Source organism: Sutterella sp. (genome assembly GCF_052272535.1).
Classification (GTDB): Bacteria; Pseudomonadota; Gammaproteobacteria; order Burkholderiales; family Burkholderiaceae_F; genus Sutterella.
Genome location: NZ_DAVZJY010000060.1, coordinates 1 through 10,829 on the forward strand (window position 1 = coordinate 1; position 10,829 = coordinate 10,829).

Below are 10,829 nucleotides of genomic sequence, written 5' to 3' on the forward strand. Positions count from 1 at the left end.
GCTCCCGCTGCAGAGGAAAAGCCCAAGGCCCCGCGCCGACGCCGCGTGAAGGAGGGGTCGGAAGCGCCGGCCGCCGCCGCTCCCGACGCCTCTTCAGGGGCGGAGCCCGTCGAGCCCACCGCGGCCGACCCCTTCGGCGCCGCGGCCGAGGCGGCGCGCATCAGCGCGGCCGACGCCCCCGCGCGCATGCGCCGGCTCGAAGACGATCTCGAGCGCTGGAGCCGCGAGTACTACGTCCTCGACGCTCCGAGCGTTCCGGACGCCGAATACGACCGCGCCTTCGCGCTTCTCTGCGCCCTCGAGGCGCGCTTCCCGGCCCTGAAGAGCCCCACGTCGCCCACGCTCCGCGTCGGGGGCGAAGTGAAGGCGGGCTTCAAAAAGGTCCCCCACGCGGTGCCGATGCTCTCGATTCATACGGAGACGGACTTTTCGGCCGAAGGCGCAAAGGCCTTCGACGAGCGCGTGCGCCGCGACCTCGGACTCGGCGAGAACGATCCGCCCGTCGAGTATGACTGCGAGCTCAAGTTCGACGGCCTCGCGCTCTCGCTGCGCTACGAAAAGGGCCTCTTCGTGCAGGCCGCGACCCGCGGCGACGGCGCCGTGGGCGAAGACGTCACGGCGAACGTCCGCACGATCCGCGCGATCCCGCTGCGGCTCACGGCGCCCGTGCCCGACGTCCTCGAGGTGCGCGGCGAATGCATCATGCACAAGGCGGACTTCGAGGCGCTCAACGCCCGTCAGGAGGCCGAGGGCGAGAAGCTCTTTGCCAATCCGAGAAACGCCGCCGCGGGGTCGCTGCGCCAGCTCGACCCCAAGGTGACCGCCAATCGCACGCTCCACTTCTACGCCTACTGCCTCGGCGAGGTCTCCGAACCCTTTTCGGACACCCAGAGCGGCGTTCTCGAGCGCTTTGAGGCGCTCGGCTTCCCCGTCGCGAAGATGCGCCGCGTCGTGAAGGGCCCCGAAGCGCTCGCCCGATTCCACGACGACGTCCTCGCCGCCCGCGCGTCGCTTCCCTTTGAGATCGACGGCGTCGTCTACAAGGTGAACAGCCTCGCGCTCGAGGAACGGCTCGGCTTCATCGCCCGCGAACCGCGCTGGGCGTGCGCGCACAAGTATCCGCCCGAAGAGGCGCTCACCACGGTCGAGGGGATCGACGTGCAGGTGGGCCGCACCGGGCGCCTTACTCCCGTCGCGCGCTTGGCGCCCGTCTACGTCGGGGGCGTCACGGTCTCGAACGCGACGCTTCACAACGAGGACCACGTGGTGAAGGACCTCGACCTGCGTGTCGGCGACACCGTGGTCGTGCGCCGCGCCGGGGACGTGATCCCCGAGGTGCTCCGCGTGCTCCCCGAGCGCCGTCCCGCCGGGGCGCAGCCCTTCCGCATGCCCTCGGTCTGCCCGGTCTGCGGCAGCGCCGTGATCCGCGACGAGGAGGAGAAGGACATGCGCTGCACGGGCGGCCTCGTCTGCCCCGCGCAGATGAAGCTCTCGATCGTGCACTTCGCCGCGCGCCGCGCGATGGGCATCGACGGCTTGGGTGAAAAGATCGTCGAGATGCTCGTCGACGAGAAGTTGGTGAAGACCCCGGCCGACCTCTTCGGGCTCCGGCTCGAGGACCTCACCGCTCCGACCACCGCCACCGCGAATTCGGAGAAGCCCCAGAAGCGCATGGGGCCCAAGGCGGCGGAGAACCTTCTGGCGAGCATCGAGCGGGCGAAGAAGACCACGCTCGCGCGCTTCGTCTTTGCGCTCGGCTGCCGGCACGTGGGCGAGGCGACGGCTTTGGGGCTCGCCGAACACTTCGGCACGCTGGACAAAATCGAATCCGCCTCGATGGAGGACCTGCTGGCGGTCCCCGACGTGGGCGAGGTGGTCGCGGAGAGCATCTACGCGTTCTTTCGCGAACCGCACAACCGCGGGGTGATCGACGCGCTCGTGGCCGCCGGCCTCACCTGGCCCGCCGTCGAGAAGAAGACCGCGGGAAGCCTCGTCGCCGGGAAGACCTTCGTCCTCACGGGGACCCTTCCCACGCTGACGCGCGACGAGGCGAAGGACCTCCTCACCGCGCAGGGCGCGAAGGTCTCCGGGTCGGTGAGCCGCCGCACGAACTACGTCGTGGCCGGCGCGGAAGCGGGCAGCAAGCTCACCAAGGCCGAGGAGCTCGGCATCCGCGTGATCGGCGAGGAGGAGCTCAAGGCGCTTCTCGCCGGGCATGCTCTTTCGGAGGAGACGAACTGATGTTTGCACTGATCGGCGGAACGGGCTTTGAGGAGTCCGGCATTCTCACGGACTGCGAGGAGGTGACGGTTGAGACCCCGTACGGCGCGCCCGCCGCGCCGCTCGTCTACGGAAAGCTCGGCGGCACGCCGCTCGTTTTTCTGCGCCGCCACGGCGCCCGCCATGAATTCGCGCCCCACCGCGTGCCCTACCGCGCGAACCTCTGGGCACTGAAAGCCGCCGGGGTCGAGGGCGTGATCGCTGTCGCCACCGTCGGCGGCGTGGGCGAGGCGATGGGGCCGGGGATGCTGATGGTGCCCGACCAGATCCTCGACTACACCTGGGGGCGCGAGCACACCTACTACGACTCGCCCGAGGCGGGCGTGAAGCACGTCGACTTCACGTATCCCTTCGACGCGGGCGTGTGCGACCTTCTCATCAAGAGCGCGCGGCGCGTCGGCCGCGCCGTCATGGCCGAGGGCGTCTACGCCTGCACGCAGGGTCCGCGGCTCGAGAGCGCCGCGGAGGTGCGGCGATTCGCGCGCGACGGCGCCAACGTGATCGGCATGACGCTCTGCCCGGAATGCGCTTTGGCGCGCGAGCTCGACCTTCCCTACGGTGCGCTCTGCGTGTCGGTCAACTCCGCCGCGGGCCTGAGGGAGTCGCGCCGCGCGATCCGCTTCGATGGCCTCAAGGCTCAGGTGGCTGAAGGCGTCGCCGCGGCCGTGGACGTCGTGCGCGAGGCGCTCTGCTTCTCGGCTGCGGCCAAGATTTCCTTGTGAGTTTTTAGAAGTGAGGTGAGCCGTGCCGGTTCTCAAAGTGATGAAGATGGGCGAGCCCGTGCTCCTCAATGAGGCGCTCGAGGTCACCGACTTCGGCAGCGACCGGCTGCGGCGCCTCGTCGCCGACATGTGGGACACGATGGCCGAGCAGGGCGGCATCGGCATCGCCGCGCCGCAGGTGGGCGCCTCGGAGCGGATCATCTGCTTCGGGCACCCCGAGGGTGAGGCATCCGTCCGTGGCGCCGTGCCGCGGACCGTCCTCATCAACCCGACTCTCGAGCCCGTGGGCGACGAAGTGGAGTCGGGCTGGGAGGGGTGCCTCTCCGTCCCGGGCCTCAGGGGCGTCGTGCCGCGATGGAAGCGGATCCGCTACGCCGGGTTCACGCTCGAGGGCGAGCGGATCGAGCGCGAGGCCGAAGGGTTTCACGCCCGCGTCGTGCAGCACGAGTTCGACCACCTCGAGGGGATTCTCTACCCGATGCGCATCACCGACTGGCGGTATTTCGGCTACACGGACGTGCTCTTCCGGCCCAAGACCGATGAGGCGTCTCAGGCCGGTGAGGACTGAGGCGCCGGGTCAGACGTCTGCGAGCGCGAGGAGCGCCTTGATCTCCTCGGGGGTCTTGACGCCGAGCTTGCGCAGAACGTTCGCGCGGTGCACCTCGACCGTGCGCACGGCCGAGCCGAAGCGCTCGGCGATCTCGCGGTTGAGCAGCCCCGCGGCGATGAGTTCGGCGATCTGCCGCTCGCGCGGCGTGAGGGTCGCGACGCGCTCGACGGCGTCCCGGCCGGGCAGGCCCGCCGCCTTTGAGGCGCTCTCAAACGCGGCGAAGGCGATCGAGGCGAGGAGCCGCTCGTTGTCGATCGGCTTCTGAATGAAGTCCACGGCGCCGTCCTGCAGGGCCAAGACGGCCATGTCCACGTCGCCGTGGCCTGTGAGGAAGATGACGGGAAGCCGGATGCCGCGCTCGTTCATCACGGCCTGCGCCTGAATGCCGGTCATGCCGGGCATGCGCACGTCGAGCACCACGCAGCCGGGGTTCGAAGGCGAGTCGCCGCGGAGAAACGCTTCGGCGCTCGGATAGTCCGCCACGCGCCACCCCTCCATTTCGAGGACGAAGCGCAGCGCGTCGCGCAGCGGCGCCTCGTCGTCGACGATGCGCACGAGGGAGTGTTCGCGTGCGAATTGAATCTGGTCGAGCGTGAGCTGGGTGTCTCTGGGTCTCATGACTTCTTCTCTTCAGAGGGCTGCGGCGCAGGGTCGTGCGCAGCGGATTCGATGGGGGCGGCGGCGCCGGCGGCCTGCCGGCCCGCGGCGGCGGCCTTCTGCGCGAGCGTGCGCTCCAGGGTCGGGATGCGGGCGATCGCGGCGAGCCCGCCGCCCGCGAGCGGCGTGAAGGAGAGGCGCCCGCCCAGGCGCTCGAGGATGCCCCTCACGATCGAGAGGCCGAGCCCGAGGCCCTGGGCCTTTTCGCTCGGGCCATGCGATTCGAGAATGCGCAGCGTCTCGGCCGTGACCACCGGGCCGTTGTTGAGGACCGAGAGCTCCGCCTCGCTCTTGTGCTCGTTCACCGTCACGGTGACGGCGCCCGCGGGCGACGCTTCGATCGCCTCGAGGGCGTTGCGCACGAGGTTGATCGCTACGAGCTCCATTTCGAGCGGATCGGCGAGGACCCTCACCGGCGCGGGACCGACGAAGTTGATTCGTGCGCGCCAACGGCCCGTCGAGACGAGCTCGCTGATCGCCTTCTGCGCGGCCTCGCAGAGGTCCACCGGCACGTGCTTCGGGGTTTCGGACTTTGCGTAGGCGCGCACGCGCGCGACGATCGCGTCGGCGCGCGCGGTCTGCTCGGAGAGCTTCGCGATGATCGACTTCATCTGCTCGGGATTGAAGCGGCCGCCGTCCACAAGCTTTTTGAGTCCGAAGAGGTAGAGCGAGATCGCCGCGAGGGGCTGGCGCATCTCGTGGGCGAAGATCGTCGAGAGCTGTCCCACCGCGCCGATGCGGCCCATGCGCTCGATGCGGGCGTTGGCGGTCCGCGCCTCGTGCTGCAGGCGCTTCTGCGCCTCGAGCGCCTCGCCGAGGTGCTGCGTGCGGATGCGCACGAGCTGCGAGACGCGGATCGAGTGCCCCGCGAGCCCGAGGATCAGAAGTCCGAAGATGAGGAGGTATTCACCGTATTCGGCGAGGAACCGGTCGAGCGTCCAATCGCGCAGATAGGCGTAGGGACCGATCTTAAGCTCGCGGAAGATTTCGTCCACGCTCGCGTAGTCCGTCGCGACGCTCCAGAAGAGCTCCTTCGCGCCCGCCGGGCGCATCTGCAGGAGCGCCCGGGCGACGAGGCGCGAAACCTGCGGAGCCGTCGCGGGCGTGCTCGCGATCACCCACGAGGGATAGAGGGGCGTCGAGCGCGCGCACGCCTCGGGTTCGGCCGAGGCCGGGTCGTCGAGGCGGTTCACGACGCGGATGCGGCCGCGGTCTTCGGGGTGGTCTTCGAGCCACTCCTCGAGGTAGCAGAGCCGGAAGAACCCCACGTCCGCTTCGCCCGCGAGGATCTTCGGGATGGCTTCGCGCATGCGGCGGCCGTCGCCCAAAAATTCCGTCGAGGCGAAGAACTTCTCCGGGTCGTAGCCCGCGTGCTGGATCACGTTGAGCGGGAGCTGCAGGCCCGTGAAGGCGGTGGGCGAGCTCGTCACGAGGCGCGCTCCCTTGAGGTCGAGGAGCGTCCTGAGGCTTGAGTCGGCCGAGACGAGGATCGTCGAGCCGTCGTTGTGGTTCGGGTCCGGATAGTCGCGCGAAGCGACCGTGGCGAGCGCCTGCGCGCCGATCGGCTGCATGCGCACGTAGAAGCCCGAGCTCGAGAGGAAGACGTCCACCGAGCGGGAGCGCACCGCTTCGCGCAGCTCCGAGAGGGTGTAGGTGCGCACGATGACGTTCGCCGCTCCGAACATGTCCTCGAGCGCCTTGATCGTGCTTTCGACGATCGACTCGTAGGGCGACGGGCGCACGAACTTCACGACGCCGAAGCGCACGGGAAGGTGCGCGGCCGGGAATTCGAGCGAGAAGGAGGCGCTGCTCAGTCCGTCGGGGCGTTGCGCCGTCTCTGCGGACGAGTCCGGCGTGGCGGCCGGTTCCGGCGCGGCGCAGAGGATCGGGCTGGTGCAGAGGATGAGCGCGGAGAGGGCCGCGGAGATCAGACGCATGGTGAAAAGACGGAGCGAGGCCGGTCTCAGGCGCCGGCACTTCCAGACATTTTAGAAGGGCGCAGAAAAAACAACGAAGCCCCGGTCCAGCACACCGAGGCTTCGTCTATTTGCAGGGAGATCAATATGTCAAGCTTCACCCGTGCATCCTGCGGGATTGTAGCGTGTTGCTGGTTCCGAGAAGAAGCGACCGAAAGTTGGCGAATGGCAGTCTTCGTGCCGCGCTCTTCGCGCCGGATGAGCGCCCCGTCCTCGAAGCGACCTCTCCATAGAGCGCCTTAACGAGGAGCAGAACGCATCCAGGCGTGTTCAGAAGAACGCCATCACGCTGGTGAAGCAGACGAGCATCGGCAGGGCGGTGCGCTTCACGAGGTCGAGGGGATTCACCTTGCACAGGCCCGCCAACAAGATCACCACGCCCGCCACCGGACTCATCGTGCGCCCGAGTTGCGCGGAGATGAGGGCGGTGTTGCCGAGGTCGCTGATCGTCATGCCGAGCTCCGCGGCATGCGGCGTCACGGCTTCATTGAAGGCGAAGGTCGCCGCGTCGCCCGAGCCCGTGAGGATCGCCATCAGGAAGACGCCGCAGCCGCCGCCGATCCGGGCGTATTCGCCGACGTTCTTCAACGCGTCGATCAGGGCGTCCACGAGTCCGGCCTCACGCAGACCGCCCGCGAAGACGCCCGCCGCGATGATGATGCCGAGGACGTTGCCGTAGCCCTTGCCCGCGCCGTTGAAGAACTCCGTAACGGCCTTCTGCGGATTGCAGAGCGTCACGATCATCGTGTAGATCGCGCCGATCAGCATCGCGTGGGCGACGCCCATCCGGAGTGCGGGCACGCACGTGTTGCCGAGGAGCAGGATCACGAGGGGGACGAGCGGAGCGGCCGCCCATAGGAGGTTGATGTGCTCGACCTTCTCGCCCATGCCTTCGAAGCCTTCGGCGCCCGCACCGCTCTTGTGGTCCTTGAGGAAGACGACTTCGACGATGGTGACGAGCACGGCGCCGAGGACGATCATCGAGGCGTACATGACGGAGTGCGAAATGATGAAGGCCATCGGCTCCATGCCGGCCATGCCCGAGATCATCACCGGGTGCGGACCGCCCGGATTGAAGCACGACCCGAAGGTGCCCGCGAGGATCGCGGCGCCCGCGCCTGCCGGACTGATCCCGGTGCGGATCATCACCGGTAGCAGCGTCGTCGCAACGGCCGCGGCGCAGCCCGCGGCCGACGGAATCGCGGCGTTGATCACCGCGGTGACGAGCGTGCAGGCGGGAATGAGGAGGATGCCGAGCGCCTTCATCGGGCGGGTGAGGAGCTGCACGAGGTGCATGTCGGCCTTGGTGTAGCCCACGAGGAACGCAAAGCCCATCGCCGAGCAGATCGACTGGATGAGTCCTGCGTTCGTCATGCTCTTGGCGAACTGATTGAGGCCCGCCATCGGATCGAGCGAAATGCAGCAGAGGAAGAGGCCGGCCGTGAGAAGGACGAGACGGGTCTCGATGCGCTTCACGAGCGCGACGACGGTGAGGATGACGACGATGATCGCCGCCCAGAAGGTGAAGGTTTCCATTTCGTGCGGGTGCTCCCTTCTCGGGAGTATCAGGGAGTTCGTCGGGGCCGCCCGGCCTCCGGCGGGGATTCGGGCGGCGTGGAGAGGAAGGTGCGGGCTCAGAACCAGTGCTGCAGGCCCGCGCGGAGCATCGTGCGCGTGAGGGCGCCCGTCGCGTCGCTCATGTCCTTCATATCGTCCTCGGCCTTGGAGTAGGACCAGACGGTGAAGACGCGGGTCGTTTTGCTCAGCTGATATTCAAGCCCTGCGGTGGCGACGTGGCGCGAACCTTCGAGCTTCTTCGTCTTCGCGGCCGAAACAGCAACATTCTGCTCGCCGTCGAAGTACATGTAGGAGCCGAGCATCCGGAGCGAGGGCGTGATGCGCCACTGGAAGCCCGCGAGGGCGCTCACGCCCTTGACGCCTTCTTCCTGAGTGATCTTTCCGCTGAAGCCATTCTCAGAATAAACGGCGCCGTTGGCGCTCCAGCCCGCCACCGAGCGCCAGCCCTTCTGGTACTGCACGGCCGCGAAGAGCTTCCAGGCGTCGGTCGGCTGATAGGTGGCGCCGAAGGTGTAGGCCTGCGCGTCTTCGGGCGACCCCTTGAGCGTCAGCGCGTCGCCCGCGGCGTTCTTCAGGGTGCTTGAAGATCGAGGCGTCCACTGCTGCGTCGCGCCGAGCGAGAGGAAGAGCCGCTCGCCCTGATAGGCGACGGCGCCGGAAAGCAGCCGGTTGTTGAGACGCACCGAGGCGTCCTCCTGTCCGGCCGTGTTGAAGGAGTAGGTGAGGCCCGCGCGGAACCCGGAGCGTGAGGGACTGAGCCACGTGATCATGTTGCTCGAGCGCGGGTCGTTGCCGAAGATCGTCGAGATGGCGCTGTCCGTGCCGTAGCCCGTCTCGAAGGGATCGAGCCAAGCAAGGCCGATCGAATAGGGAGACATCGTCGAGCGGACGCTTCCCATGCGGCCGAAGCCCAATTCGCCCCAGGCGCTGCTGCGTAGCGCGAGGATCGAGCGGCGGTCGAAGAGCGTGCCCGAGGTGGTGAGCGCGCCGTCATCGGAGTTGAAGCCACCTTCGAGGTAGCCGCGCACCGAGAGGCCTTCACCCAGATTCTCATTGATCTTGAACCCCCAGCGGGAGCCTTCATTGAGCATCTCGAGCTTGTCGCCCGCGCCGTTCACGTGCAGGTAGCGCATCGAGGTTTCGAGCTTGCCGTAGACCTCGACGTCGGCGGCGGCCGCGTTCTGCAGGGCGGCGGCAAAGAGGACGGCGATCAGACAGGCGGTTGAACGCAGGTGCATGGAGGCGGACTTCTTGATCATGGGCTTCTCCTTGAGAAAGGGCGGCGGGCGGCTGAGGGCGTGCGCCGGGCGGGAAAACTGTCTTTGGGGGATCGAAAGAGGGGGTCGGGGCGTCTCCCTGCGGACAATTCTCCCGGCGGGTCCGGGCGGCCGATACATGTGGGAACACCTCAGTCCGCTTACTGACAACAGTCAGCGGACTACTCCTCAAGGGGTGGCCGGCTGAGAAGAAAACTTCTTGTAAAACAATGCGTTTGTTCTATTCTCTTCCCGCTCTGAAACAGTTGACAGACTTGGATTTGAGCGCAAATACCTTAGAGAGTCCGGGCGCAGGCGTCCCGCATAATGCCCTCACCAAGACCGGCGCTCCGGCGCCCAGAATTCCCTTTTGTGAGAGGCAGAAAATGATGAACGTCGACAACCGCTACACCGACGAGATGGTGGCCTTCCGCCGCACGCTCCACGAGCACCCTGAAACGGGATGGACGGAGTTCCGCACGACTTCGATTATCATCAACCGTCTGAAGGAGCTTGGTTTCGAGGTGCACCAGGGGCTCGAGGTGATCAATCCGAAGTTCGTCATGGGGCGCTACCCCGAAGAGGTCGAGGCGGCGAAGAAGCGCGCGCTCGAAGAAGGCGTCGCTCCGGCCGACATCGAGGCGACGCAGGGCTACACCGGCGCCGTGGGCGTCTGGCGCACGGGGCGTCCGGGGCCCGTGACGGCGCTGCGCTTCGACATTGACGCGCTCTACGTGCCGGAGACCACGGCGCCCGAACACATCCCCAACAAGTGCGGCTTCGCCTCGAAGCACCCCGGGCAGATGCACGCCTGCGGCCACGACTGCCACACGGGCGTCGGGCTCGCGATCGCGCACTGGATCAAGGACCATTCCGACGAGCTCTGCGGCACCTTCAAGCTCCTCTTCCAGCCCGCTGAGGAAGGCACCCGCGGCGCGCTCGCCATGGCCGAATCGGGTGTTTTGGACGACGTGGACAATCTGATCGCGAGCCACATCGCCTGCACGCCGCGCTTGGGCGAAATCACGATCACCGATCCGGGCTACAACGCCACGGTGAAGTTCGACGTTCACTTCGAAGGGCGCCCCGCGCACTCCGTCGCGAACCCGCAGGACGGGCGCAACGCCCTGATGGCGGCCTGCCACACCGCGGTGATGGTCGGAAGCCTGCCGCGGCACGGCGCGGGCCTCACGACCGTGAGCTGCGGCCGGATCGTCGCGGGCGAGATGAGAAACGTCGTTCCCGTTCACGCGACGATGCAGATGGAGGTGCGCGGCGCTACGACCGAACTCTGCCGCTACGTCTTCGAGCAGGTCGAGCGCGCGGTGAAGGCCTGCGCGGAGGCGTTCGACGTGAAGCACGACATCGTCAAGGTGGGCGAGGCGTGGACGATGAACCCGACGCCGGAGCTCGCCGCGATCTTTGAGAAGCACGCGGCCGAGGTGGTTGGCGCCGAGCACGTCTCGCACTACAGCGAAAAGGGCGGCAGTGAAGACGCCACCATCCTGATGGCGCGCGTGCAGCAGCACGGCGGACGCGCGGCGCACTTCTACTACGGCGCGAATCACACGGGCAACCACCGTTCGGACTTCGATCCGGACGACGTGAAGAGCATGCCGGTGGGCTTCACGCTTCAGACCCTCATCCTCAAGGACTTGAACGGTCGCGCCCCCTCCGCGGAATAGTTCCTCCGGCAGCCTTCAATTTGAGAGCATGATCCTCCGGGCGGCGGCCTCTTCGGCCGGCCGCC

General features: G+C 67.5%; 8 protein-coding genes. 4 read left to right on the top strand and 4 right to left on the bottom strand.

Going from position 1 to position 10,829, the window contains the following annotated elements:
- The first annotated feature begins 45 nt into the window (after positions 1-45).
- The 3 genes from ligA to def are packed head-to-tail and all read left to right on the top strand — an operon-like array spanning position 46 to position 3,570.
- Positions 46-2,241, top strand: coding sequence for an NAD-dependent DNA ligase LigA (gene ligA / locus ACT6Y9_RS04715; protein WP_443743677.1), 2,196 nt, complete (start codon positions 46-48; stop codon positions 2,239-2,241).
- Positions 2,241-3,002 carry an S-methyl-5'-thioinosine phosphorylase gene (locus ACT6Y9_RS04720; RefSeq protein ID WP_295479427.1) on the top strand — a complete coding sequence of 254 codons (762 nt, stop codon included), beginning with the start codon at positions 2,241-2,243 and terminating at the stop codon, positions 3,000-3,002. The genes ligA and ACT6Y9_RS04720 overlap by 1 nt, the downstream gene beginning before the upstream one ends.
- Before the next feature lie 22 nt (positions 3,003-3,024).
- Entirely contained in the window at positions 3,025-3,570 is a 546-nt protein-coding gene (gene def, locus ACT6Y9_RS04725) for a peptide deformylase (protein ID WP_443743671.1), read from the top strand.
- 9 nt (positions 3,571-3,579) lie between these two features.
- Here def and ACT6Y9_RS04730 read toward each other — a convergent pair whose 3' ends face one another.
- From ACT6Y9_RS04730 to ACT6Y9_RS04745, 4 genes are all read right to left on the bottom strand, one after another.
- Entirely contained in the window at positions 3,580-4,230 is a 651-nt protein-coding gene (locus ACT6Y9_RS04730) for a response regulator transcription factor (RefSeq protein WP_443743672.1), read from the bottom strand.
- Positions 4,227-6,206: a sensor histidine kinase gene (locus tag ACT6Y9_RS04735; protein WP_443743673.1), complete on the bottom strand. Its 1,980-nt coding sequence runs from the start codon at positions 6,204-6,206 to the stop codon at positions 4,227-4,229. Before ACT6Y9_RS04735 ends, ACT6Y9_RS04730 begins: the two co-directional genes overlap by 4 nt.
- Positions 6,207-6,515: 309 nt before the next feature.
- Positions 6,516-7,781, bottom strand: a complete 1,266-nt coding sequence (gene dcuC / locus ACT6Y9_RS04740; RefSeq protein WP_443743674.1) for a C4-dicarboxylate transporter DcuC — start codon at positions 7,779-7,781, stop codon at positions 6,516-6,518.
- Positions 7,782-7,879: 98 nt separating this feature from the next.
- Complete coding sequence (locus ACT6Y9_RS04745) at positions 7,880-9,082, bottom strand: porin (RefSeq protein ID WP_443743675.1); 1,203 nt, start codon at positions 9,080-9,082, stop codon at positions 7,880-7,882.
- 383 nt (positions 9,083-9,465) lie between these two features.
- Between ACT6Y9_RS04745 and ACT6Y9_RS04750 the strand changes: the two genes are divergently transcribed.
- Positions 9,466-10,764 carry an amidohydrolase gene (locus ACT6Y9_RS04750; RefSeq protein ID WP_443743676.1) on the top strand — a complete coding sequence of 433 codons (1,299 nt, stop codon included), beginning with the start codon at positions 9,466-9,468 and terminating at the stop codon, positions 10,762-10,764.
- The last annotated feature ends 65 nt before the right edge of the window (positions 10,765-10,829 follow it).

Bases quoted from the DNA above. Each gene is read 5' to 3' on its own strand.
- ACT6Y9_RS04720 (WP_295479427.1), top strand. From the start codon at position 2,241: ATGTTTGCACTGATCGGCGGAACGGGCTTTGAGGAGTCCGGCATTCTC.
- ACT6Y9_RS04730 (WP_443743672.1), bottom strand. From the start codon at position 4,230: ATGAGACCCAGAGACACCCAGCTCACGCTCGACCAGATTCAATTCGCA.
- ACT6Y9_RS04735 (WP_443743673.1), bottom strand. From the start codon at position 6,206: ATGCGTCTGATCTCCGCGGCCCTCTCCGCGCTCATCCTCTGCACCAGC.
- dcuC (WP_443743674.1), bottom strand. From the start codon at position 7,781: ATGGAAACCTTCACCTTCTGGGCGGCGATCATCGTCGTCATCCTCACC.
- ACT6Y9_RS04745 (WP_443743675.1), bottom strand. From the start codon at position 9,082: ATGATCAAGAAGTCCGCCTCCATGCACCTGCGTTCAACCGCCTGTCTG.
- ACT6Y9_RS04750 (WP_443743676.1), top strand. From the start codon at position 9,466: ATGATGAACGTCGACAACCGCTACACCGACGAGATGGTGGCCTTCCGC.